This is a genomic window from Pseudomonas monsensis (genome assembly GCF_014268495.2).
In the GTDB taxonomy this organism is placed as follows: domain Bacteria; phylum Pseudomonadota; class Gammaproteobacteria; order Pseudomonadales; family Pseudomonadaceae; genus Aquipseudomonas; species Aquipseudomonas monsensis.
Genome location: NZ_CP077087.1, coordinates 5,360,642 through 5,385,890, shown reverse-complemented (window position 1 = coordinate 5,385,890; position 25,249 = coordinate 5,360,642). Strand labels below are relative to the sequence as shown.

Here is a 25,249-nt window from a genome sequence, read left to right as displayed (position 1 = left end):
CTGACTGAAGCGCCGAACGAATTTAAGGATTTAAAGTGAGCAAGTCTTTGCAAGCCATACGTGGCATGAACGACATCCTGCCCGAACAGACCCCGCTGTGGCGTTATTTCGAGGGCACCGTTGCGCGTTTGCTGGATAACTACGGTTACAAGCAGATTCGCATGCCGATCGTCGAATTCACCGAGCTGTTCAAGCGCTCGATCGGTGAAGTGACCGACATCGTCGAAAAAGAGATGTACACCTTCGAAGACCGCAATGGCGACTCCCTGACCCTGCGTCCGGAAGGTACCGCGGCGTGCGTGCGTGCGGTGCTCGAACACGGCATCACCGGCGGTGGCCAGGTGCAGAAACTCTGGTACATCGGCCCGATGTTCCGCCACGAGCGTCCGCAGAAAGGCCGCTATCGCCAGTTCCACCAGATCGGTCTGGAGGTGTTCAACCTCGACGGTCCGGACATCGACGCCGAGCTGATCATCATGACCTGGCGCCTGTGGGGCGAGCTGGGCATCCGTGATGCGGTCAAGCTCGAACTCAACAGCCTGGGCACCAGCGAGTCCCGTGGTCGTTACCGTGAAGCGCTGGTCGAGTACCTCTCGGCGCACCACGACAAGCTCGACGAAGACAGCCAGCGTCGCCTGAAAACCAATCCGCTGCGCGTGCTCGACACCAAAAATGCCGACACTCAAGCGGTGCTGGTCGGTGCGCCGAAGATGGCGGACTACCTGGATGACGAATCCCGTGCCCACTTCGAAGGCCTGAAGGCGCGTCTGGATGCCGTCGGCATTCCGTACGTGCTCAACCCGAAGCTGGTACGCGGCCTCGATTACTACAGCAAAACCGTATTCGAATGGGTCACCGACAAGCTCGGCGCCCAGGGCACTGTCTGCGCGGGCGGTCGTTACGACGGTCTGGTCGAGCAGATGGGCGGCAAGCCGACTACCGGCGTGGGTTTCGCCATGGGCATCGAACGTCTGGTGCTGATGCTGGAAACCCTCGAGCAGATCCCGGAAGAAATCTCCCGTCAGGTCGACGTCTACCTCTGCGCCTTCGGTGAGCAAGCCGAACTGGCCGGCCTGGCCCTGGCCGAGCGTGTCCGCGATCAGCTTCCAAACCTGCGTCTGCAAGTCAATGCAGGCGCCGGCAGCTTCAAAAGCCAGTTCAAGAAAGCCGACAAGAGCGGTGCGCTGTACGCACTGATCCTGGGTGACGACGAAATGGCCCAGCAAGTGGTAGGTTTCAAACCCCTGCGTGGCCAGGGCGAACAACAAAGCATTGCCTGGGATGCGCTCGCCGCTCACCTGGCCACCTGCGTCGTGCAGGGTTGAAGCTGTCTAAACAGCCGATTTAGCGATTAAGGAGTATTGGGGTGTCGAGTACCGAAGACGAACAGTTGGCGGATTTGAAGGACTGGTGGACACGCAACGGCAAACCTCTGGTCACCGGCGGCCTGTTGGCACTGGTTATCGTGTTCGGCTGGCAGGCTTATCACAAGTATCAGAGCAACCAGTCGCAAGGCGCCTCGGTGCTTTATCAGCAACTGCTGGAAACCACGCTGACGCCTGACGGCAAGCCTGATGCGGCCCGCGTTGCGGATCTGGCCGGCAAGCTCAACAGCGAATTCGGCGGCACCGCGTACGCGCAGTACGGCAGCCTGTTCGTGGCAAAAGTGGCGGTCGACAGCGGCAAGCTGGACGACGCGGCGACCGAGCTCAAAGCCATTGTCGACAAACCGGCCAACCCGGCGCTGGGCGAAATCGCCCGTCAGCGTCTGGCGCAGGTGTTCGGCGCGCAGAACAAGGCCGAAGACGCCCTGAAACTGCTCGACGGCGACGCCGACAAAGCGTTCCTGGCCACTCGCGAAGAACTCAAGGGCGACCTGCTGGTGCAGTTGGGCCGTACCGATGACGCGAACAAGGCGTATCAAAAAGCCAAGGCAGCACTGTCGGATGAAGCGGCGGTCGGTGGCCTTCAAATCAAGCTCGACGACCTGGCCAAAGGGGATGCGTGACGTGATCCGTTGGAAGCATGCAGCATTGCTGGCTCTGGCCTTGTTGGCCGCGGGTTGCAGCAGCAACAGCAAAAAAGAATTGCCACCGGCCGAGCTGACCGACTTCAAAGAAGAAGTGGTTCTGCACAAGCAGTGGAGTCGTTCGATCGGTGACGGTCAGGGCGAAACCTACAACATGCTGGTGCCGGCGATCGACGGTGACACCATCTACGCCGCCGATGTAACCGGCGTGGTGATGGCCATGGATCGCGGCAATGGCGACGTGAAATGGAAGCAGGATCTTGATCTGCCTGTCTCCGGCGCTGTCGGCGTTGGCTACGGTCTGGTGCTGATCGGTACGCTGCGTGGCGAAGTCGTCGCTCTGGACACCAGCAACGGTGAAGAGAAGTGGCGCGCGCGCGTGACCAGTGAAGTCCTCGCACCGCCGGCCAACAACGGTGACGTCGTAGTGGTGCAGACCCAGGACGATCGTCTGATCGGTCTGGATGCTGCCACCGGTACGCAACGCTGGGTGTATGACAGCACCCCGGCCGTGCTGACCCTGCGTGGCACCAGTGCACCGCTGGTGACCAACCGCCTCGCGGTGGCAGGTCTGTCCACCGGTAAAGTGGTCGCGCTGGACATTTCCAACGGCGTGCCGGTCTGGGAACAACGGATCGCGATTCCACAGGGTCGTTCGGAACTGGAGCGCGTGGTCGACATCGACGGCGGCCTGCTGCTGTCCGGCGGCACCCTGTACGTGGCCAGCTATCAGGGTCGCGTGGCGGCACTGGATCTGGAAAGCGGCCGTCAACTCTGGCAGCGCGATGCGTCGAGCTATGCCGGTATTGCCCAAGGTTTCGGCAGCGTTTACGTGAGCCTGTCCTCGGGCACCGTTGAAGGCGTCGACGAGCGTTCCACCACCGCGCTGTGGAGCAACGACTCGCTGGCTCGTCGTCAACTGTCGGCTCCGGAAGTGTTCTCCAGCTATGTTGCAGTAGGTGACCTGGAAGGTTATCTGCACCTGCTGAGTCAGGTTGACGGTCGTTTCGTCGGCCGTGAGCGCATCGACAGCGACGGCCTGCGTGCCCGTCCGCTGGTGGTGGGTGACACGATTTATGTGTATGGCAACAGCGGCAAACTGGAAGCCCTGACCATCAAGTAAGAACTATGCTTGGGGTTAACACCCCCAGGCAGCTTCACTGGTAGGAGCGAGCCTGCTCGCGAAGGGCGTCAACGATGACGCGTACAGCCTGAATAAACGCGGTGCTGTTAGCGTTTTTCGCGAGCAAGCCCGCTCCCACAGTGTTGCCCCGAGCACCAGCCGCTGCCTCGCAGCGGCTTTTGTATTTTCTGAAATAACGAAGTGGAGAGCCGCATGGTTCCCGTAATCGCCCTGGTGGGCCGACCGAACGTCGGCAAATCCACCTTGTTCAACCGCCTGACCAGGACTCGCGACGCTATTGTCGGCGACTTGTCCGGTCTGACCCGTGATCGCCAGTACGGTGAGGCCAAGTGGCAAGGGCGTTCCTACATTCTGATCGACACCGGCGGTATCTCCGGTGACGAACATGGTATGGACGAAAAAATGGCCGAGCAGTCGCTGCTGGCCATCGAAGAGGCAGATGTTGTTCTGTTCCTGGTAGATGCCAAGGCTGGTTTCACCGCCGCCGACCAGATGATCGCCGAACACCTGCGCAAACGTAACAAGCGTTCCCACGTGGTGGCCAACAAGGTCGACAACATCGACCCGGAAATGGCTCGCGCCGAGTTCGCCCCGCTGGGCATGGGCCACGCGATCCCGATCGCCGGTGCTCACGGCCGTGGTATCACGCAGTTGCTGGAAGCCGCTCTGAGCGATTTCCCGCGTGACGATGACGAGCCGCAGGAAGGCGAAGAGGAAGAGATCGTTGCCGAAGGCGAGGAAGCCAAGCGCATTCCTGGCCCGAGCGAAAAAGACGGGATCAAGATCGCCATCATCGGTCGTCCGAACGTGGGTAAATCGACCCTGGTCAACCGCATGCTCGGTGAAGACCGGGTGATCGTCTATGACCAGCCCGGCACCACCCGCGACAGTATCTACATCCCGTTCGAACGGAATGAAGAGAAGTACACGCTGATCGACACCGCCGGTGTGCGCAAGCGCGGCAAGATCCACGAAGAAGTCGAAAAATTCTCCGTGGTCAAAACCCTGCAGGCGATCAAAGACGCCAACGTGGTGATCTTCGTGATGGACGCCCGCGAAGGCGTGGTCGATCACGACCTCAACCTGCTGGGCTTCGCCCTTGAAGCCGGTCGAGCGCTGGTGATCGCGATCAACAAGTGGGACGGCATGACGCCGAGCGAGCGCGACTTTGTGAAGGTCGAGCTGCAGCGTCGCCTGTTCTTCGTCGACTTCGCCGACATCCACTTCATCTCGGCGCTGCACGGTACCGGCGTGGGCAACCTCTACGCTTCGGTGCAGAACTCGTTCAAGTCGGCGGTCACCCGCTGGCCGACCAGCCGCCTGACCCAGATCCTTGAAGATGCGGTCAGCGAGCACCAGCCGCCGATGGTCAACAGCCGTCGGATCAAGCTGCGTTACGCTCACCTGGGGGGGGCTAACCCGCCGATCATCGTGATCCACGGTAACCAGATCGAGAAAGTGCCGAAGTCCTACGTGCGCTATCTGGAAAACACCTACCGTCGTGTGCTGAAGCTGGTCGGTACGCCGATCCGCATCGAGTTCAAGGGTGGCGAGAACCCGTACGAAGGCAACAAGAACACGCTGACCGACCGTCAGGTCAACAAGAAGCGTCGTTTGATGTCGCACAACAAGAAAGCCAGCAAGAAGCGTCGCGACAAGAAGTAAAAAGCAGCTTCAAGTTTCGAGCTGCAAGCTTCAAGTAAAAGCGATAAAGCAGAGAGGGCTTCGTATGAAGCCCTTTTTTGTGGGCGCGGGTTTTTGCTTGCAGCTTGCAGCTTGACGCTTGAAACTTGCAATTCACCTGCAAGGGGCTTCCGATGATCACCAGTAAGCTGCCGAATGTCGGCATCACGATTTTCACGCAGATGTCTCAGCTCGCGGCGCAAACCGGGGCCATCAACCTTTCCCAGGGGTTCCCTGATTTCGACGGCCCGCAATCCCTGCGCGATGCGGTGGCTCGGCACGTTGCCAGCGGCCATAACCAGTATTCACCCATGACCGGTCTGCCGGCGTTGCGTCAGCAGATAGCTGCGAAGATTGCCCGCAGTTACGGGGTTAACGTCGATGCCGACCACGAAGTGACCGTCACACCGGGCGCGACCCAGGCGATCTTCTGTGCGATTCAGGCCGTTATCCACAGCGGCGACGAAGTCATCGTCTTCGATCCGTGCTACGACAGCTACGAACCGGCGACGGAACTGGCAGGTGGCCGTTGCGTGCATGTGCAGCTGAGTCCGGACGATTTCTCCATTGATTTCGACAAGCTCGCCACGGCCCTGAGTCCGCGCACGAAAATGATCGTTCTCAACACCCCGCACAACCCCAGCGGCGCGCTGATCAGCCGTGCCGAGCTCGACCAACTGGCGGCCCTGATCCGGGGGCGCGACATCTACCTGATCAGCGACGAAGTCTATGAACACCTGGTGTTCGACGGCGTGCCGCATGTCAGCGTACTGGCCCATGAGGAGCTGTATCAGCGCGCCTTCGTCGTCAGCTCGTTCGGCAAGACTTACCACGTGACCGGCTGGAAGACTGGCTATGTGGTCGCTCCCCCGGCGCTGACCGCCGAACTGCGCAAGGTGCACCAGTACGTCAGTTTCTGCGGTGTGACGCCGCTGCAATATGCCCTGGCCGATTACATGGCCGAGCATCCCGAGCACGTCGAGGAACTGCCGGGCTTCTATCAGGCCAAGCGCGATCTGTTCTGCGATCTGCTGGCGCCGTCGCGCTTCAGCTTTACCCGGGTCACCGGCACCTATTTTCAACTGGTCGATTACTCGCAGATCCGCCCCGACCTGAATGACGTCGAGATGGCCATGTGGATGACCCGCGAGCACGGTGTGGCGAGTATTCCAGTGTCGGTGTTCTACCAGAATCCACCCGAAGGCCGGCGCCTCGTGCGTCTGTGCTTCGCCAAACGCGAGGAGACGCTGCGCGAAGCAGCGGCAAAACTATGCGCGATCTGAGTGCGTTACCCGATCTCAATCTGGCGCTGATCCAGACCAGTCTGGCGTGGCACGATCGCCAGGCCAATCTCGAGCATTTCGAGCAGTTGCTGGAACAGGCGCGCGGTGCGGATCTGATCATTCTGCCGGAGATGTTTACCACCGGTTTCTCCATGGAGTCCGCGACCCTCGCCGAAGCCGAAAATGGCCCGACCAGCAAATGGCTGCGGGTGCAGGCGGCGAAGTTCAATGCCGTGATCACCGGCAGCGTGATCATTCAGGCGGCCGACGGCAGCCATCGCAACCGCTTGTTGTGGGCGCGGCCGGACGGTGAAGTGCTGCATTACGACAAGCGTCACCTGTTCCGCATGGCCGGCGAGCACAACCACTACACCCCCGGCGAACGCCAGGTGCAGTTCGAACTCAAGGGCTGGCGGATACGGCCGCTGATTTGTTACGACCTGCGCTTCCCGGTGTGGAGCCGTGATGCGCAGGACACTGACTTGCTGCTGTACACCGCCAACTGGCCGGGGGCTCGGCGTCTGCACTGGAATCGCCTGTTGCCGGCGCGGGCCATCGAAAACCTCTGTTACGTGGCGGCGGTGAATCGTGTCGGCACCGACGGCAAGGGCTTCGCTTACACCGGCGACAGTCAGGTCCTGGATTTCCAGGGCGAAATGTTACTGGCGGCAGGGGAGGCCGACGGTGTGTTCAAGGCCGTACTGGAAGCCGCGCCGCTGGCGGCTTATCGCGAGCGCTTTCCGGCAAATCTGGACGCGGACACCTTCGAGTTCATCTGAGGTTTGTATGAACACTCATACAATTGCGTTCAGGTTTGGCGCTGTTTGCCGATAGGAAGATCAGCCAAGGAGGATTTTCCAATGACCAGCATCAGCGCCACCGCCGTCAATCCCTATCCGGTTACGCCGTCAAAAGTGTCGATCCGCGACCCGCAAGAGCAAACCGCCAACCCGTTGAACGCTACCGATGCCAATGGTGACGGTGAGCTGCGCGTAAACAGCGCAGATGCCAACATCGCTTCAGTCGGCGATGCTGGCAGTCCAATCGAAGCCCTGAAAAAGCAGATCGCCGAGGCGCAGAAGTTGTTGGCCGAGCAGCAGGCTCAGTTGGCCAGCAGCGAGCGCGGCAACGCCAGCGCGGAGCAAAAGGCTCAGCAGGTGATGGAAATCCAGACACAGATCGCCGTGACGGCCAGCAACATTCAAGTGCTGCAGGCGACCTTGTTACAGGCAATGTTGAGTGTCGATGTGCACGCCTGAGATTTTTCTCGCTTGATCTGGCTTTTTCGCGGGCAAGTCGAAACTTCGCAGCGCCCACGAAGAGGCCACTGAAGTCAGCGTAAAGGCACCAGGCAAAAAAAGGCCCCGAGGTTCGCACCCCGGGGCTTTGTGTATTTCAGCGAAGGCTTAAGCCGCTTTCGCTTCCGGCTGGCTCAACGAGCGGTTCAGCGCGCTGAACAGGGCCTTGAAGCTGGCCGTGGTGATGTTTTCATCAATGCCCACGCCGTGTACCGCACGCTCGCCGTTCACCCGCAATTCGATGTAGGCCGCTGCCTTGGCGTTGGTCCCCGCGCCGATGGCGTGTTCGTTGTAGTCCATGATTTCCACCGGAATCGGCAGGCCGGCCACCAGTGCTTCCAGCGCACCGTTGCCCTTGCCGCGCCAGTGCAGGTTGGTTTCGCCCTGACCCTTGCTCGCCACTTCCACTTCGACGGCGCTGTTGCCGTTTTCTTCCTGCAGGCGATGGCTGACCAGTGCGTACGGGGTGTTGGCTTGCAGGTATTCGCTGATCAACAGCGAGTGGATCTGCTTGGCGGTCATCTCAAGGCCCAGGCGATCGGTTTCACGCTGCACGACCTGGCTGAACTCGATCTGCATGCGACGTGGCAGGCTGATGCCGTATTCCTGCTCCAGCAAGTAAGCGATACCGCCCTTGCCCGACTGGCTGTTGACGCGAATCACCGCCTCGTAGCTGCGGCCGATGTCGGCCGGGTCGATCGGCAGGTACGGCACTTCCCACAGGGTATCCGGTTGCTGCTGGGCGAAGCCCTTGCGGATCGCGTCCTGGTGCGAGCCGGAGAATGCGGTGTGGACCAGATCGCCCACGTACGGGTGACGTGGGTGCACCTGAATCTGGTTGCACTCTTCGACGACTTTGCGCACGCCGTCGATGTCGGAGAAGTCCAGCTCAGGGTCGACGCCCTGGGTGTACATGTTCAGGGCCACGGTGACGAGGTCGACGTTACCGGTACGCTCGCCGTTGCCGAACAGGCAGCCTTCGACGCGATCCGCGCCGGCCATCAGGCCCAGCTCGGTGGCGGCGACGCCGGTGCCACGGTCGTTGTGGGTGTGCAGGCTGATGATCACGCTGTCACGACGGTTGATGTTGCGGCCAAACCATTCGATCTGGTCGGCGTAGACGTTCGGGGTCGCGCATTCGACGGTGGCCGGCAGGTTGAGGATCATCTTGTGCTCAGGCGTCGGGTTCCAGACCTCGATCACTGCATCGCAGACTTCCTTGGCGAATTCCAGCTCGGTGGCGCTGAAGGTTTCCGGCGAGTACTCGAAAGTCCACTCGGTGTCCGGCTGCATGGCTGCGTATTTGACGAACAGCTTGGCGGCGTTCACGGCGATGGCCTTGATACCGTCCTTGTCCTGGTTGAAGACGATGCGACGGAAGGACGGCGAGGTGGCGTTGTACAAGTGAACGATGGCTTTCTTCGCCCCGCGCAGGGATTCGAAGGTGCGCTCGATCAGGTCTTCACGGCCCTGGGTCAACACCTGGATGGTGGTGTCGTCCGGGATGTGGCCTTCTTCGATCAGGGTACGCACGAAGTCGAAGTCGGTTTGCGAAGCGGCCGGGAACGAGGCTTCGATTTCCTTCACACCCACCTGAACCAGGGTCTTCCAGAAGCGCAGCTTCTTCACCGCGTCCATCGGCTCGATCAACGACTGGTTACCGTCACGCAGGTCGGAGCTGCACCAGATCGGCGCGGCGTCGATGGTTTTCGACGGCCAGGTGCGATCCGGCAAGTTGATGACGGGGAACGCGCGGTATTTCGAAGACGGATCTTTGAGCATGCTCATCGGGAAATTCCTTATTGTCTGGGCCGAAAAGAGGCGGCCTGCCGGTGGAACAAAAGTTCTTGGAAAAGCGTGGGACGAGGCGCAGCGATTCAGCCCGGCAGTCGTGCGCTGACGAGGCACAGGCTGCGGTGCTGGCGAAGCTGAATAAGGGTGTGAGAGGTTTTCATGCCTTAAACCCTAACCGCGAGGGGAGAGGATGGCAAGCAGTCGAAAAAAATTGAGAGGAATACTCTGAAATTGGGGTTTTGCAGGATTTTATTGCGCTTAAGGCGGTAGATCTTGTTGATGTTTGCGTGAGGCTAGATTGGGGCGCAATCGAGGATTGTGGAGCGTTGGCAGGTATGAGTGTGTTTCACAGGCCGCCTTCGCGAGCAAGCTCGCTCCCACATCGGATCGTGTTCATGCACATATCCTTGTGGGAGCGAGCTTGCTCGCGAAGAGGCCATCAGCCCATTCAAATGTTTAAGGCTGGAACGCGCCAATGAAAATCGCCGGGTCCACCCGCGCATCGTTCAGGCTGATGTTCCAGTGCATGTGCGGCCCGGTTGCCCGCCCGGTCGAGCCGACCTTGCCGACCACCGCGCCACGGGCCAGTTGATCGCCGACCTTCACATCAATTTTCGACATATGGCAGAACATGCTGATGAAGCCCTGCCCGTGATCGACAAACACCGTGTTGCCATTGAAGAAGTAGTTGCCGGTCAGAATCACCTTGCCCGCCGCCGGGGTCTTGATCGGCGTGCCGGCCGGTACCGCAAAGTCGAGGCCTGCATGGGGATTGCGCTCTTCGCCATTGAAGAAACGACGCACACCGAACTTGCTCGACAGCGGCCCGTTGACCGGTTTGTCCAGCAGCAGATTGCTCGGCGTGTTCGGGCTGAAGCTGCGATACGCCTTGATCTGCTCGGCCAGTTCACCCTCGATGCGCTTGAGGTTCGACTGATCCGGATTGACTTGCTGCTTGTTCTTCAGGGTGATGCGTTGTTCCGGATATTTCTTGTTGCCCACGGTGAACGGCAGATTACGCCCGCCACTGCTGATCTGCTGCGCGCCTGGTTTGACGGTTAGCGGCACGCCGACAATCGCCAGCCAGTTGTTCTGTTCTTTCACCACCAGCACCGGTTTGCCCTGATAGGTGGCTTTCGGTGCCTGCGCGGCTGCGCCCAGATCAACCACCGCCACACCGCCCGGCACCGGTTTGTTGAGTAGCCGGGTGATGTAGCTGTCGGCGTGGGCATTGAAGGTGGTCAAACACAGCAACAATAACGGAGCGAAAAAACGCGGCATGGATCAGTCCAGTAAAGAAAGGGTGACAGGCGTCAGGTGGTTGTCTTCGACGCGCACTTGCAGTTCGCCTTCGCCGAGTTTGGCCTTCAGGCGCTGCCCGGTGTGGGTCTGCGCGGCGTTGCGGATCGCTTGGCCACGCTCATCCAGCAGAATGCTGTAACCGCGACCGAGGGTCGCCAACGGGCTGACCACATGCAGCGTCTGCATCTGGCTGTGCAGTTGCAGGCGACGGCTTTTCAGGCCTTCGCGCATGGCCCGGGGCAGGCGTTCGGCGAGGCTGTCGAGGCGCTGGCGCAACATCGCCAGTTGGCGTCCCGGGTGTTGCCCGGCGAGTCGGGTTTCCAGACGGATCAGGCGTTCGCGACGAGTATTGAGCTGACGCTCGAAGGCGCGGCGCATGCGCATGTCCAGGTCATCCAGACGCTGCGCCTGCTGGCGCAGACGTTCGCCGGGATGCCGCAGGCGCCGGGCCATGCCTTCCAGGCGCAGACGGTCGCGCATCAAGCGGTCACGCATGCGCATCACCAAGCGGCGATGCAGGCTTTCGACCTGACGGATCAGGTGACTGGAGTCGGGGGCGAGCAGTTCGGCAGCCGCCGACGGCGTGGGGGCGCGTACGTCGGCAACAAAGTCGCTGATCGACACGTCGGTTTCATGGCCGACAGCGCTGACAATCGGTGTTACACAGGCATCGACCGCACGCGCCACAGCCTCTTCGTTGAAGCACCAGAGGTCTTCCAGCGAGCCGCCGCCACGGGCGAGGATCAGCGCGTCGAAACCGCGGGCGTCGGCCAGCTTCAGTGCGCGGACAATCTGCGCGGTGGCCTCGCGGCCCTGTACGGCCGTGGGGATCAGCGTCAGTTGCACCTGCGGTGCACGGCGGCGGAACACGCTGATGATGTCGCGAATCACCGCGCCGGTCGGCGAACTGATGATGCCGATGCGCTGCGGATGCGCCGGCAGCGGCACTTTGCGCTCGGCGCTGAACAGGCCTTCGGCGCTGAGTTTTTCCTTCAGCGCATCGAACGCCAGACGCAGCGCGCCATCACCGGCCGGTTCGACGGTGTCGAGAATCAGTTGATAGTCGCCGCGGCCTTCGAACAGCGAAACCTTGCCGCGTACCTTCACGGCCAGGCCGTCCTTCAGCGCCTGGCGCACCCGCGCCGCGTTCTGCCGGAACAGCGCGCAACGCACCTGCGCGCCGCTGTCCTTGAGGGTGAAATACACATGGCCGGACGCCGGGCGGGCGAGGTTGGAGATTTCGCCTTCGACCCAGATGTTGCTGAACACGTCTTCGAGCAACACCCGCGCGCGGCCGTTGAGCTGGCTGACGGTCAGGACTTCGCGGTCAAGGCCGAGCCTTGAAAAGGGATCTTTAATCATGGGGCGCAGTTTAAAGGCATTTGCTGATCAATCTCCATGAATCACCACAAATCCAATTGTGGGAGCGAGCCTGCTCGCGCAAGCGTCTTATCCTTCGACATCTTCAGTGGCTGACAGTCCGCATTCGCGAGCAGGCTCGCTCCCACATGGGGGATTGCTGAAAGCCTGGATGAAGTGGTGGATCAGCGGGGTGGGATTCTGGCGATAGGCGAGGGCGACGGTGCTTTGGCAATCGGCATCCGTCAACGGAAGAAATCGTACGCCGGGCGGCGCGATGTCCTGCATGGACTCAGGCAGCAGGGCGATGCCGAATCCGGCCTGGATCAATTGCAGCTGAGTGGTCTTGCGCGACATCACCCGCGCCGCTTTGGGGAAAAAGCCCTGGCGCATGCACAGGTCGGCACACAGATAGCTGAGCCCGCCGCGCTGGGGATGAGGGATCGAGATGAACGCCTCGTCTCGCAGTTGCACCAGTTCGACAGAGGCCGAATCGGCCAGGCGATGATCGTTCGGCACCGCCAGCAGCAGGCGTTCGGTGAATACCGGCGCCACCTGAATCCCTTCACGCTGACGCAATACCGGCAGGCGCAGCAGGCCAACGTCGAGACGTCCTTCAGCCAGCTCTTCAAGCTGCGCCTCGGAGGACAGCTTGCCGAGGTCCAGCGATACGCCGGGTTGTTGATCGAGATAAGTGCTGATCCGACGTAATAAATGTCCGCTGATCGACACGGTGCTCGAGTGACTCAGGCGCAACGTGCCCCGTTGGCCGGTGCCGACTTCGGTTGCCATCGCGCAGGCTTTGCTCAGTTCATTGAGCAGGTTTCTGGCTCGCGGCAACAACGCCTCACCTGCCGCCGTGAGCCGTGGCTGGCGCGCGGTGCGCTCGAACAGCGGCGTTTGCAGGCGGGTTTCCATGTCCTTGATCTGCCGGCTCAGCGCCGATTGCGCGATAAACAGACGTTCAGCGGCCGCACTGAAACTGCCGCATTCGGCAATTTCCACGAAGTAGCGCAGTTGACGGGTCGAGAGCACGAGGTATGCCTTTTCGAGATGAGTAAGCGGCTTTGAACATATTAGTCGCAACGCCTGGCGCTGGCTAAAGTCATCTCAGGCTTATGGGGGATGTGCAGTGATGAGTGTGCTGGGGTTGTTGAGTGAGTGGACGTGGGGCGCGGGTGGCTGGGCGATGATCGGGTTGGGGATCACGCTGGCCTATATTGTCTTCGGCATTGCCGGATTCGGCACGGCGCTGGTCGCGGGGCCGATGCTGATTCTGTTCATGCCGCTGTCGAAAATCGTGCCGTTGCTGGTGCTGCTGGATTTCGTCGCGGCGTTCGGCAATCTGCTGCCCTCGCGCCGGGACGTGGCGAAACCCGAGCTGCTGCGTTTGTTGCCGAGTATGGCGGTGGGTTGCACGTTGGGGGTGATTTTCCTGCTTAACCTCAAATCCGATGTGCTGTTGCTGTTGATGGGTCTGTTTATCAGCGCCTATGCCGTTTACAGCCTGTGGGTGAATGTGCGGCCGACGCAATTGTCGGCGGCGTGGGCCGTGCCGATGGGCACGGTGGGCGGGTTGTTCGGGGCGTTATTCGGCAGTGGCGGCTTCTTGTATGCGATCTATCTCAACAGTCGTCTGCCAAAAGAGGCGGCCCGGGCCACGCAAAGTGCGCTGATCAGTTGCAGCACGGTGGTGCGTTTGAGCCTGTTCGCCATCGCCGGTGTGTATGCCGAGCTACCCTTGTTGATGCTGGCGCTGTGTCTGTTGCCGGCCATGGCATTGGGGCTGTGGATCGGGCGGCGGTTGACCATGCGTTTGTCGCGCGAGGCGTTTGTGCGGCTGGTGACGTGGCTGGTGCTGGCCAGCGGGATTGCGTTGATCGGACGCTATCTCGGCACTTGACCGGATTTTGTCAGGGATTAAGCTGCCGGCCGCGCTGACGCCTTCGCGGGCAAACCCGCTTCCACAGGTCTCTCGGGTGTACACAACATTTGTGACTGCCGAGATCTGTCGGAGCGAGCTTGCCCGCGAAGGCAGCGGAGTGAGCACCGCAGAATTTCCATTTGACGTCGCAGGCTGCACCCATGAATTCGCAAAGCATCATCGTCCCGAAAATCTCCACCCTGCCGGTCCACGAACCCCGGGCACGGGCGATCGTGCGTTGGCTGGTGCGCAAGAACATCGTCAAGGAAGAGCTCACGACCTGCGGACGCACCGGCAATCGCATGGGGTACGCCTTGGCTGACGGCGCGCGGGCGGTGGTGCTGCATCCCGAGGCGCTGCCGTTTGGCGAGCCGGTCAATGGGTTGGAGATCATCACCAAACGCTGCATCTATACACCGGCCAAGGGGTTTCTCGAAGAAGCCGGTTGCGCGGAGTGTCGCCGCGAGGTTGGCGAAGCGTTGTTCGAAAGCCTGGAAGACTGGATGCCCGGGCGCACCGACAACTTCACCTGCCCGGAATGCGGGCATGAAGACGACATCAACGGCTTTCTGTATTTGCAGGAGTGCGCGTTCTCCAACCTTGGCTTCATCTTCAACAACTGGCTGGAGGCCGGGTTCAAGCAGAGCTTTATCGACGAATTCGCCGATTGGCTCGATCAACCTGTCTCTTGGGTCAAGGTGGAGCTGTAGCGGCGGGGATCTCCGTATATCAGCAACATTGATATTAGGCTGAGTTTTACATTGAACAGCAGGGGGTGGATGACTATAATGGCGCGCTTCCATTTTCCCGCTCGGGAGCCCCCGCGATGCTGCGTATCAGCCAAGAAGCTCTGACATTCGACGACATTCTCCTAGTGCCCGGTTATTCCGAGGTGCTTCCTAACGAAGTCAGTCTCAAGACCCGCCTTACCCGTGGCATCGAGCTGAACATTCCTCTGGTTTCTGCCGCCATGGACACCGTTACTGAAGCCCGTCTGGCAATCGCCATGGCTCAGGAAGGTGGCATCGGCATTATCCACAAGAACATGACCATCGAGCAGCAAGCTGCCGAAGTGCGTAAGGTCAAGAAGTTCGAAGCCGGCGTCGTCAAGGATCCGATCACCATCGAGGCGGATGCCACGGTGCGTGACTTGTTCGACTTGACCCGCATGCACAACATTTCCGGCGTTCCGGTGCTGCACGATGGCGACCTGGTCGGCATCGTCACTTCCCGTGACGTACGCTTCGAAACCCGTCTGGATGCCACCGTGCGCGAAGTGATGACGCCTAAAGAGCGTTTGGTCACTGTGCGCGAAGGCGCCGACAAGAACGAAGTCCGCGAGCTGTTGCACAAGCACCGCCTGGAAAAAGTCCTGATTGTCGACGACAAGTTTGCCCTCAAAGGCATGATGACCGTCAAAGACATCGAAAAAGCCAAAGCCTACCCGCTCGCCAGCAAGGACGATCAAGGTCGTCTGCGCGTTGGCGCTGCCGTCGGTACCGGTAAAGACACCGGTGACCGCGTTGCCGCGCTGGTCAATGCCGGTGTGGACGTCGTGGTGGTCGACACCGCGCACGGTCACTCCAAAGGTGTGATCGACCGCGTTCGCTGGGTCAAGGAAAACTTCCCTGAAGTGCAGGTGATCGGCGGCAACATCGCCACCGGCGCTGCCGCCAAGGCCCTGGCCGAAGCTGGCGCCGATGCGGTCAAGGTCGGTATCGGCCCAGGCTCGATCTGCACCACGCGTATCGTCGCCGGTGTTGGCGTGCCGCAAATCAGTGCCATCGCCAACGTCGCCGCTGCCCTCGAAGGCACTGGTGTTCCGTTGATCGCCGACGGTGGCATCCGTTTCTCCGGTGACCTGTCCAAGGCCATCGTGGCGGGTGCGTCCTGCGTGATGATGGGCTCGATGTTCGCCGGTACCGAAGAAGCGCCGGGCGAGATCGAACTGTTCCAGGGCCGTTCGTACAAGGCTTACCGCGGTATGGGTTCGCTGGGCGCCATGTCCCAGGCGCAAGGCTCGTCCGACCGTTACTTCCAGGACTCCTCGGCAGGCGCCGAGAAGCTGGTGCCGGAAGGTATCGAAGGCCGTGTGCCGTATAAAGGCACCCTGACGGCGATCATTCACCAGTTGATGGGCGGTCTGCGTTCCTCGATGGGTTACACCGGCAGTGCCGACATCGAAGAAATGCGCACCAAGCCCGAGTTCGTGCGGATCACCGGTGCCGGTATGGCCGAATCCCACGTTCACGACGTGCAGATCACCAAAGAAGCGCCAAACTACCGAGTCGGCTAACGCCGACAGCTATAAGCCACAAGCTATAAGCTGCAAGCGGTACTGCATTCATGCAGCTACCGCGCAGCTTCCGATAACTTGCAGCTTGCAGCTTGAAGCTTGCAACTGCTTTTCAGAGCTCTACCATGGCCCTCGATATTCACGCTCACCGCATCCTGATCCTCGACTTCGGTTCGCAATACACCCAACTGATCGCCCGCCGCGTGCGTGAGATCGGTGTGTACTGCGAACTGCACCCGTTCGACATGGACGAAGATGCGATCCGCGAATTCGCTCCTAAAGGCGTCATCCTCGCCGGCGGCCCCGAGTCCGTGCACGAAGCCAACAGCCCGCGCTGCCCGCAGGCCGTGTTTGACCTGGGCGTACCGGTCTTCGGTATCTGCTACGGCATGCAGACCATGGCCGAGCAACTGGGCGGCAAGGTGGAAGGTTCCGAACTGCGTGAGTTCGGCTACGCCCGCGTTGACGTGGTCGGCAAGAGCCGCCTGCTCGACGGCATCGAAGATCACATCGACGCCGACGGCCTGTTCGGTCTCGACGTGTGGATGAGCCACGGTGACAAGGTCACCAAAATGCCGGCAGACTTCCACATCCTCGCCAGCACCCCGAGCTGCCCGATCGCCGGCATGTTCAACGACGAACGCGCTTACTACGGCGTGCAGTTCCACCCGGAAGTGACCCACACCAAGCAGGGCGGTCGCATCCTGTCGCGCTTCGTGCTGGACATCTGCGGCTGTGAAGCCCTGTGGACCCCGTCGAAGATCGCTGAAGACGCTATCGCCAACATCCGCGCACAAGTCGGCACCGACAACGTGCTGCTGGGCCTGTCCGGCGGTGTTGACTCCTCGGTGGTTGCCGCACTGCTGCACAAGGCCATCGGCGACCAGTTGACCTGCGTGTTCGTCGACAACGGCCTGTTGCGTCTGCACGAAGGCGAGCAAGTAATGGCCATGTTCGCCGAGAACATGGGCGTCAAGGTGATCCGCGCCAACGCTGAAGACCAGTTCCTCAATAACCTGGCCGGCGAAGCCGACCCGGAGAAGAAGCGCAAGATCATCGGCCGTACCTTCATCGACGTGTTCGATGCCGAATCCTGCAAACTGGACAACATCAAGTACCTGGCTCAGGGCACCATCTACCCGGACGTGATCGAGTCGGCTGGCGCGAAAAGCGGCAAGGCCCACGTGATCAAGTCGCACCACAACGTGGGCGGCCTGCCGGAAGAGATGAACCTGAAACTGGTCGAGCCATTGCGCGAACTGTTCAAGGACGAAGTCCGTCGTCTGGGTCTGGAACTGGGCCTGCCGTACGACATGGTCTACCGTCACCCGTTCCCGGGCCCGGGCCTTGGCGTGCGCATCCTCGGTGAAGTGAAGAAGGAATACGCCGACTTGCTGCGTCGTGCCGACCACATCTTCATCGAAGAACTGCGCAAGGCCGACTGGTACCACAAGGTCAGCCAGGCGTTCGTGGTGTTCCAGCCGGTGAAATCGGTTGGCGTGGTCGGCGATGGCCGTCGTTACGCCTGGGTCGTGGCCCTGCGTGCCGTGGAAACCATCGACTTCATGACCGCACGTTGGGCTCACCTGCCTTACGAACTGCTGGAAACCGTTTCCGGCCGCATCATCAATGAAATCGAAGGCATCTCCCGCGTCACTTACGACGTGTCGAGCAAGCCGCCGGCGACGATTGAGTGGGAATGATCCCGCGCATGCCGTGACGGTGTGAGTGCAGGTAAACAAGAGGCCGCGTGAAGCAATGTTTCACGCGGCCTCTGCGTTTGCGGCGTTCATTTCTAACCGATCAGCCTCAATCGGGAATCCGGCTGCGCAATATCAGCCCGGTATCGGATAGTCGTTCCGACATGTCCCTCAGGCTGGCGAACTCAATGTCATTCACACGCTGCCATGCAGGTCGGTGGAGGGACACCTTGCCGTCACTCGATCGAGTAATCGGTGTGCGTTGCAGCAAACCCTGTTTGCTGCGGTGGATCAGGGTGTAGCTGTCGCCTGTTTTTTCGAACAGATACATACCGCGCCTGTATAAGAGATTCTCCAGCGTCTCCTCGTTCCAGCTCACCTCGGGGGCCTGAACTTTCCAGCGCAAATCGGCGCGAAGAAGGTCCGGATTCCCTTGCCTGACGGTAGCCCCGGGCGGGCTGTCGCGTGGTACTTCAATCCCTGGATCGACATCCACACCCAGCTCTTCACCGATGCCGACTTCAGCGATTCGCAGGCCGATTCCGCCCTTCAATTCACTGATACCCATCAGTCCTCGGAAGGTATTGGTGTTGTGAGCATCCGTCACTACGAGCCATTTTCCCGGGCTGTTGAGGTAGGCGTCGCCGGTCATGATGTCGTTTGCCAGGTAGGTGCTCATCATTTGCTCGTCGACGGAGGGCAGCGGTGCTTTCATTTTGTAGCTCGCGGCGCAGTCGATCGCCTGGATCCGAACACCGTTTGCTCGCGCGGCCTGAACCAGTTCCAGCGGGTTGAATCGACCGGCGGGATCGGTGCCCAGGCTGCTCAGGTAAGTGCGTAATTGCGCAGTCATGTTGCCGCTGCTGAAATAGCGGTTCAGTTCAACTTGAGCGAAGTCACTGAGCAGTCCGCGCATGTAGAGGGTTTTTACGTGACGGGCCAGCGCGGGCATGCTTTCAATCAGAAAACGCAGGCTGGCGATGCGATTCAGGGTTTCACCCACTACCAGCCCTGAAGCACTTTCAAAAATCCTGTCGACAAGATCGGCCAGCGGCATCAGGCGGCTGATTTCGGGTATTGCCGGACGCGCAGGCAGAATGACCCACGGCAGGTTCTTGAAAAAAATTCTGGCTAAACTCTGCAAGAGTTGGCGCTTACCGGATGCGTACAACTCGAACGGATCGTCCATGGCAAAGCCGCCGGCTCCGTCGGGCTGCAACTGGACATGGGCCTCGTCGAGGTTCAACGCCCAGCTTCTTATCGAACTGCGCACCGTTGGATCGATATCGTAGGCGCTGGTCACTGGACGAGGAGGGCGCGATGTCGACGGTTGCGGTTCCTGCGCCGGTTGAGCGGGTACCTCGGGCGGTGCAGGTTCGAAGGTATCGAGTTCGATATCGGGGGCGCATTGCTTGCCCATGCATTGACCTCCACCTCTGAGCCCCAGTGCAGGCATGCGCTCCCAGTCACCTTCGCCATTGAGACGGACTGGCAGGGCGTGGACGAGCTGGTTGGGTCGCTCCGGGTCAACGATCGCCCAGTCGCCACTGCCCCGAGAGTTGGTGAAGTAGCGCACATAGTACGGCGTGTCATTCATCAAAATGGCATAGGGCGGATCCGTGTCGAGACGGTAGATTCCGTGGAATTTCCCGGACTCCTCGCCGAGTGCCGTACCGTCGAGCAACTCGTTGCATTGATAACGCTCGGGCACCGCTGGCGGTGGGACGTTCTGCGCCGGAACCAGGACTGTTTCATCGAGATTTGGCACGCTAGTGTCGACATCCTCCGGCACCATGATCTGCATTGGGTTGTCAGCCTCGGTGGCAGGGTTCAAGGCTTCGCTGTACTCGGCCATTTCTGCGGCCTCTGCCGCATCGACCTCGGCGCCCATTTCCAGCATCGGCCCGGTGCCGATCAGCAATGGCAGATTGAGTAACAGGTTGATGCCATTCAGGACCGCATTCTGCACGCCGGCCTTGCGTTCGGCCCTTGTCTTGCCGTTTTGCGCCTGATCGATATTCAGACCCATGCTGGCCACGGTGGCGCCAATCACCGGCAACGCCAGCGGCCAACCGACAGTGGCCATCGGACCGAACACTTTGAGGCCGGCACTCAGATAGCCGATCCACAGTTTTTTGCGCAGATCGCCATTGGACGTCAGTGACAGGTGGGCTTCAGCAAACATCGCCTGACGGGTCGAGTCGCGCAGCCAGCTGAATGCATCATCGCTCAGCACCTGATTTGCGCGGTTGATCAACTGATGGTCGGCCCGGCCCCAGGTGCTCACCAATCGGTTCATCAGATCGGACATGTTCTCGTTCATGTGCTGACGATCGGCGAGGGCAAAGTGATCCAGGAAGTTCGCGCAGCGTTTTGCGTCGTTCAGTTGATCCAGTACCCACCAATGCAGGTCCGCTGCCGTTTCCTTGATCACGAACGCCTCGGTTTCACTGGGCAGATAGATAATCTGGCGACCGGCGGGGTCGACGATGCGCAGCAATTGCGTGGCGACATGCCCGTCGACGTCGAAGGCGCATACGTCGCCCGTTGGCGTGTGGCTCGCTTGCAGCATGCTCAGGCTCACCGGCCAACTGACGGGCCCCACCACTGAGCCCGTCAGCCATTGGAAGTCAGTGCCGCTGAGCTGCCCAAGGTCCAGCGCCTGCACCGCACGGCTGAGGAAATTGCACTTGGCCAAGGTGCGAAAATCCTCGCTGTGACTGTTCCAGAAGTCCGTCAGGGTGGTGCTGTAGTTGCCACTGAAGTCGAGGTTCCAGAACGCGTTCAAGACCTCGTTGCCATGCAGGCACACCTGGTTTTTTTCGTCGAAGTTCTCGCCCTGCGGACCTTCGGTGTAGAAGCCGCCGTACAGATCGAGCAGGTCGGCGTTGTCCTGGTCGGTGGCGCGGAAACGATGAATGACCAACTGTGTCAGGGTCAGTGATTCGTAGGGTTTTTCGCGGATGTGCTCCCAGCCGGTAAACGAGCGGGTGCTGCTCTGGGCCGTCTTGAAGCGATGGAAATAAACCTGATCCGGATCGAGGCTCAACAAGCCTTTTGCTTCCAGCAGATTACGCGCGGCTTCATGGGCGGCGTCCTGCAGGCCGGGGCAGTTCTGCACGACGGTATAGGCGATTCGCTGCAGCGCCGCTTTGTCTGCCGCGTTCGGTAGAGGGCTTTGTTGGGTGGCGTACATGCTTTCTCCATCCTTGAGAATTGAGGGCCGAGCATGGCCGACTCGCTCAAGGGGAGTGCACTACATATGTACCGCACATGATCGTTCGAAAGATGTCGGGGGTCAGCGCCGTGCCACGTCGGAAAAGTAGAACTTGTCGAGGGTGTGCCGCGATTCGGTGTACTCGAACTGACGGCCGTCCTGGAGGAAGGTCTGGTTGCTGACCACGATCACATGGCTCTGGCCGTCGAGGTCCAGGTGCAGTTGATCGTCCTTGCTGCGCGGCACCGCTTCGATGGTGCGTTGGGCGTAGGCAATTTGTAACTGCAGGGTCTGTTCGATATGGGCGTAGATCGATTGCTCGGCGATCTCGAGGGACAGGCCGGGAATCACTTCGCTGACAAAGTGGTTGATGTCGAGAATTACGCGTTTGCCGTCGATCCGCCGCACACGCTTGATCCGGGTGATGAGACTGCCGGGTTCGGCATGGATGTGTTCGAGCAGGGCGCCTTCGAGCGGGATCTGGCTCAGCTCGACCACTTCGGTGCTGACATCATTGCCCAGGCGCGGGTAGGTCTCCTGGAAACTGACGATGCCGCCGAGCTGAAACTCGATCGGGTCGGTCGACAGCACAAAGGTGCCCTTGCCATGGATTTTCTGCGCAAAGCCGCGTTCCTGAAGCAGTTCAATCGCCTTGCGCACCGTGCCTCGGCTGGCCTGATAGCTGTCCATCAGTTCGGTTTCGGATGGCAGGCGGGCTCCGCGCTGCAGGCGCTCAGTGGTGATGTTGGCCAGCAGATCGCTATAGATCTGGTTGTATTTGCTCATGGGGAGGCTCGGTGCCGGCTGTGCTCAAAGCTTCGAACCTTAAGGCCAGGGTAGGGCTTTGTCCATGTGGGCGATGGAAATCACCTTAAGGTCGGGTAGGAAAATTCGCCCTCGGTCTGGCGGGAATATACACAAACAAACTCGTATGTACGAGTTGTTGCATTAACTCGTACAGACGAGTATTTTTCGCTTCGGCGTGCTGCCAATAACAACAATCCATAGCGGAAGAATTAGCATGAGCCACGACTATCCGAACATCGCCCGGCAGTTGCTGCAAAGCCTCGGCGGCAGCGACAACCTCGAGCAGGCCGCCCATTGCGTCACGCGGTTGCGGCTGGCCCTTAAGGATCCGAGCCTGGTCGACAGTGCCAGGCTCAACCAGATTGACCTGGTCAAAGGCTCGTTCTTCACGGGGGGCCTGTATCAGGTGGTGATCGGTCCGGGCGAAGTGGAAAAGGTCTATGCCGAACTGCGTCGCCAGACCGGTCTCGCGGCGTCGACCATCGCTGACGTCAAACAGAAAAGCGCCGAAAAGATCAACGCCATGCAGCGTCTGGTGCGGGTGTTTTCCGACGTGTTCATGCCGATCCTCCCGGCGCTGATCATTGCCGGCCTGCTGATGGGCATCAACAATCTGCTCGGTGCCAAAGGCATGTTCATCGACGGGCAGACCCTGCTCGATGCCTACCCGAACCTCGACGGGCTGTGGAGCCTGATCAATCTGATGGCCAACACCTCGTTCGTGTTTCTGCCGGCGCTGGTGGGCTGGTCGGCGGCCAAACGCTTTGGCGGCAGCGAGATCCTCGGCATCGTGCTCGGTCTGATGCTGGTGCATCCTGACCTGCTCAACGCCTGGAACTATGGCAAGGCCGTCGCCGGGCTGGACGGGCAGCATCTGCCGTACTTCGACATTCTCGGGCTGTTTCAGGTGGAGAAGGTCGGTTATCAGGGGCAGATCCTGCCGATTCTGCTGGCCGCCTACGTGATGAGTGTCATCGAAAAGTGGCTGCGCGCGCGCGTGCCCAACGCCATTCAATTGCTCGTTGTACCCATCACCACCATTGTCGTCACAGGCGTGCTGGCGCTGGCAGTGATCGGCCCGGTGACCCGCCACCTCGGCATCTTCATCACCGAAGGGCTGGTCATGCTGTTTGATCTGGCGCCGATGGTGGGTGGCGCGATTTTCGGTGTGCTGTATGCCCCGCTGGTAATCACCGGCATGCACCACATGTTTCTCGCGGTCGACCTGCAATTGATCTCGACCCAGGGTGGCACCTTTATCTGGCCGATGATCGTCATGTCCAACCTCGCTCAGGGCAGTGCCGCCCTGGCGGTGTTCTGGATGACCCGTAATGCACGGGACAAGAGCATGGCGTCGACATCGGCGATTTCCGCCTACTTCGGCATCACCGAGCCGGCGATGTTCGGCGTCAACCTGCGTTACAAGTTTCCGTTCTACGCCGCGCTGACCGGTTCGGCGCTGGGCTGCGTGTTCCTGTCGCTGAACAAGGTTCAGGCCTCGGCCATCGGCGTTGGTGGTCTACCGGGGTTCATCTCGATCATTCCGCAGTACATCCCGATGTTTGTGCTGGGAATGCTGATTGCCATGCTCGTGCCGTTTGTTCTGACCTGTGCATTGAGCATGAAGATTGTCAGGCCCGGTTATCGGGTTGCCTGATCAAGTGCTTTCGCGAGCAAGTTCGCTCCCACAGTCGATCGCTTTTCAACGTGGGCGCGAGCTGCACGGACTTATTGAAGGAGTTGTGCCATGCAAGACTGGCAGCGTTCGGTGATCTATCAGGTCTATCCGAAGAGTTTTCATAGCCACGCCGGCAACCCGACGGGGGACCTGCTCGGTATCGTCGCCAAGCTCGACTACCTGCAGTGGCTGGGTGTCGACTGCTTGTGGATCACGCCATTCCTGCGTTCGCCGCAACGCGATAACGGCTATGACATCAGCGATTACTACGCCATCGACCCGAGCTACGGCAGCATGGCCGACTGCGAATTGCTGATCGCCGAGGCGGGCAAGCGCGGGATCAAGCTGATGCTCGACATCGTGGTCAATCACACCTCGATCGAGCACGTGTGGTTTCAACAGGCGCGCAGCAGCCTCGACAACCCTTACCGTGATTTCTACATCTGGCGAGATCAGCCGAACAACTGGGAATCCAAGTTCGGCGGTTCCGCCTGGGAGTACGAAGCCCAGACCGGTCAGTACTACCTGCACCTGTTCGACCACACCCAGGCCGACCTGAATTGGGACAACCCCAAGGTCCGCGCTGAAGTGTTCAGGATGATGCAGTTCTGGCGGGACAAGGGCGTGGGCGGTTTTCGTCTGGATGTGATCAATCTGATCTCCAAGCCCGCGGACTTTCCCGAAGACGCCAGCGATGGCCGATGCTTCTATACCGACGGGCCGAATGTCCACGAATACTTGCAGCAGATGTACCGCGAGGTTTTCGAAGGGCACGACCTTATCAATGTCGGCGAGATGTCATCGACCAGCCTCGAACACTGCATTCGTTATTCCAATCCGCAGTCGAAAGAACTGTCGATGACCTTCAACTTTCACCACCTGAAAGTCGATTATCCGAACCGGCAGAAGTGGGTGCGCGCCGACTTCGATTTCCTCCAGCTCAAGAGCATCCTGTCCGACTGGCAGATCGGCATGCAGGTCGGCGGCGGCTGGAATGCGCTGTTCTGGTGTAACCATGATCAACCGCGCGTGGTCTCGCGCTTCGGCAATGACGGCGAGTACCGCGAACTCTCGGCGAAGATGCTCGGCACCGCGCTGCACTTTCTGCAGGGCACGCCGTTCGTGTATCAGGGCGAAGAGTTGGGCATGACCAATCCGGGGTTCGAGTCGATCGAGCATTATCGTGATGTCGAGACGCTGAACATCTTTCGCCTACGGCGCGAGGCCGGCAGCAGCGACGCCGACAATATGGCGGCGATCATGCAGAAGTCCCGTGATAACGGGCGCACGCCGATGCACTGGGACGCCGGGCCGAACGCCGGTTTCAGCAGTGTCGAGCCGTGGATCGGAGTGCCGGCCAATGCCGCGCAGATCAACGTCGCCAAGCAGCTCGATGACCCCGACTCGGTACTGCATCACTATCGCAATCTGATCGCACTGCGCCGCCGCGAATCGCTGATTACCGAAGGGGTGTACCGACAATTACTGCCCGAACATCCGCAAGTCTGGGCGTATGTGCGTGAAGGCAGCGCCGAGCGTTTGTTGGTGGTGAACAACTTCTACGGGACAACCTGTGAAGTGGAGTTGCCGACGACAGTCATCAGCGAGTCAATGAGCCAGCGCCTGTTGATCAGCAATTATCCGGACGGCCCGTTGCGCAAGCGGCAGGTGGTTTTGCGACCTTACGAGTCCTTCGTCCTGCACCTGATTGATCCCTGACATTTAACTGGAAAAA

19 protein-coding genes are annotated in these 25,249 nt (G+C 60.2%); 13 read left to right on the top strand and 6 right to left on the bottom strand.

Annotated features, from left to right (window positions below):
- Positions 1 to 35: 35 nt before the first annotated feature.
- From hisS to HV782_RS23640, 7 genes are all read left to right on the top strand, one after another.
- Positions 36 to 1,325 (top strand): histidine--tRNA ligase, encoded by a 1,290-nt coding sequence (hisS, locus tag HV782_RS23670; RefSeq protein WP_123466037.1) that lies wholly within the window; start codon positions 36 to 38, stop codon positions 1,323 to 1,325.
- Between the two features lie 41 nt (positions 1,326 to 1,366).
- On the top strand, positions 1,367 to 2,008 hold the full coding sequence (locus HV782_RS23665) for a YfgM family protein (protein ID WP_123466039.1): 642 nt from the start codon (positions 1,367 to 1,369) through the stop codon (positions 2,006 to 2,008).
- Positions 2,001 to 3,152, top strand: coding sequence for an outer membrane protein assembly factor BamB (bamB, locus tag HV782_RS23660; RefSeq protein ID WP_123466041.1), 1,152 nt, complete (start codon positions 2,001 to 2,003; stop codon positions 3,150 to 3,152). Before HV782_RS23665 ends, bamB begins: the two co-directional genes overlap by 8 nt.
- 213 nt (positions 3,153 to 3,365) lie before the next feature.
- Positions 3,366 to 4,838, top strand: a complete 1,473-nt coding sequence (der, locus tag HV782_RS23655; protein WP_123466043.1) for a ribosome biogenesis GTPase Der — start codon at positions 3,366 to 3,368, stop codon at positions 4,836 to 4,838.
- 152 nt (positions 4,839 to 4,990) lie between these two features.
- Positions 4,991 to 6,139, top strand: coding sequence for a pyridoxal phosphate-dependent aminotransferase (locus HV782_RS23650; protein ID WP_186748228.1), 1,149 nt, complete (start codon positions 4,991 to 4,993; stop codon positions 6,137 to 6,139).
- Entirely contained in the window at positions 6,127 to 6,918 is a 792-nt protein-coding gene (locus HV782_RS23645) for an amidohydrolase (RefSeq protein ID WP_128616295.1), read from the top strand. The genes HV782_RS23650 and HV782_RS23645 overlap by 13 nt, the downstream gene beginning before the upstream one ends.
- 81 nt (positions 6,919 to 6,999) lie before the next feature.
- Entirely contained in the window at positions 7,000 to 7,398 is a 399-nt protein-coding gene (locus HV782_RS23640; protein WP_123466048.1) for a hypothetical protein, read from the top strand.
- 147 nt (positions 7,399 to 7,545) lie between these two features.
- Here HV782_RS23640 and leuA read toward each other — a convergent pair whose 3' ends face one another.
- The 4 genes from leuA to HV782_RS23620 all read right to left on the bottom strand — a co-directional run bounded on the left by leuA (position 7,546) and on the right by HV782_RS23620 (position 12,927).
- Complete coding sequence (leuA, locus tag HV782_RS23635; RefSeq protein WP_123466050.1) at positions 7,546 to 9,225, bottom strand: 2-isopropylmalate synthase; 1,680 nt, start codon at positions 9,223 to 9,225, stop codon at positions 7,546 to 7,548.
- 462 nt (positions 9,226 to 9,687) lie between these two features.
- Complete coding sequence (locus tag HV782_RS23630; RefSeq protein ID WP_186748227.1) at positions 9,688 to 10,512, bottom strand: M23 family metallopeptidase; 825 nt, start codon at positions 10,510 to 10,512, stop codon at positions 9,688 to 9,690.
- A gap of 3 nt (positions 10,513 to 10,515) precedes the next feature.
- Entirely contained in the window at positions 10,516 to 11,895 is a 1,380-nt protein-coding gene (xseA, locus tag HV782_RS23625) for an exodeoxyribonuclease VII large subunit (RefSeq protein WP_186748226.1), read from the bottom strand.
- 87 nt (positions 11,896 to 11,982) lie between these two features.
- Positions 11,983 to 12,927 carry a LysR family transcriptional regulator gene (locus HV782_RS23620; protein ID WP_186748225.1) on the bottom strand — a complete coding sequence of 315 codons (945 nt, stop codon included), beginning with the start codon at positions 12,925 to 12,927 and terminating at the stop codon, positions 11,983 to 11,985.
- Positions 12,928 to 13,027: 100 nt separating this feature from the next.
- Between HV782_RS23620 and HV782_RS23615 the strand changes: the two genes are divergently transcribed.
- The 4 genes from HV782_RS23615 to guaA all read left to right on the top strand — a co-directional run bounded on the left by HV782_RS23615 (position 13,028) and on the right by guaA (position 17,815).
- Positions 13,028 to 13,795 carry a sulfite exporter TauE/SafE family protein gene (locus tag HV782_RS23615; protein WP_186748224.1) on the top strand — a complete coding sequence of 256 codons (768 nt, stop codon included), beginning with the start codon at positions 13,028 to 13,030 and terminating at the stop codon, positions 13,793 to 13,795.
- Positions 13,796 to 13,977: 182 nt separating this feature from the next.
- Positions 13,978 to 14,526 (top strand): sugar ABC transporter ATPase, encoded by a 549-nt coding sequence (locus HV782_RS23610; protein ID WP_123466059.1) that lies wholly within the window; start codon positions 13,978 to 13,980, stop codon positions 14,524 to 14,526.
- Positions 14,527 to 14,642: 116 nt separating this feature from the next.
- Entirely contained in the window at positions 14,643 to 16,112 is a 1,470-nt protein-coding gene (gene guaB, locus HV782_RS23605) for an IMP dehydrogenase (protein WP_123466061.1), read from the top strand.
- Between the two features lie 125 nt (positions 16,113 to 16,237).
- The gene (guaA, locus tag HV782_RS23600) at positions 16,238 to 17,815 is read left to right on the top strand and encodes a glutamine-hydrolyzing GMP synthase (protein WP_123466063.1); all 1,578 of its coding nucleotides are present in this window, start codon (positions 16,238 to 16,240) and stop codon (positions 17,813 to 17,815) included.
- Between the two features lie 106 nt (positions 17,816 to 17,921).
- Here the strand turns inward: guaA and HV782_RS23595 are convergent, their stop codons facing one another.
- Together HV782_RS23595 and treR are read right to left on the bottom strand one after the other, a co-directional pair.
- Positions 17,922 to 21,008 (bottom strand): membrane-targeted effector domain-containing toxin, encoded by a 3,087-nt coding sequence (locus HV782_RS23595; RefSeq protein WP_186748223.1) that lies wholly within the window; start codon positions 21,006 to 21,008, stop codon positions 17,922 to 17,924.
- Positions 21,009 to 21,110: 102 nt separating this feature from the next.
- Entirely contained in the window at positions 21,111 to 21,815 is a 705-nt protein-coding gene (gene treR, locus HV782_RS23590) for a trehalose operon repressor (protein WP_123466067.1), read from the bottom strand.
- Positions 21,816 to 22,050: 235 nt separating this feature from the next.
- Here treR and treP point away from each other — a divergent pair, with 235 nt between their 5' ends.
- Both treP and treC read left to right on the top strand, forming a co-directional pair.
- The gene (gene treP, locus HV782_RS23585) at positions 22,051 to 23,493 is read left to right on the top strand and encodes a PTS system trehalose-specific EIIBC component (RefSeq protein ID WP_186748222.1); all 1,443 of its coding nucleotides are present in this window, start codon (positions 22,051 to 22,053) and stop codon (positions 23,491 to 23,493) included.
- Positions 23,494 to 23,583: 90 nt separating this feature from the next.
- Positions 23,584 to 25,233, top strand: coding sequence for an alpha,alpha-phosphotrehalase (treC, locus tag HV782_RS23580; protein ID WP_186748221.1), 1,650 nt, complete (start codon positions 23,584 to 23,586; stop codon positions 25,231 to 25,233).
- Positions 25,234 to 25,249: the final 16 nt, after the last annotated feature.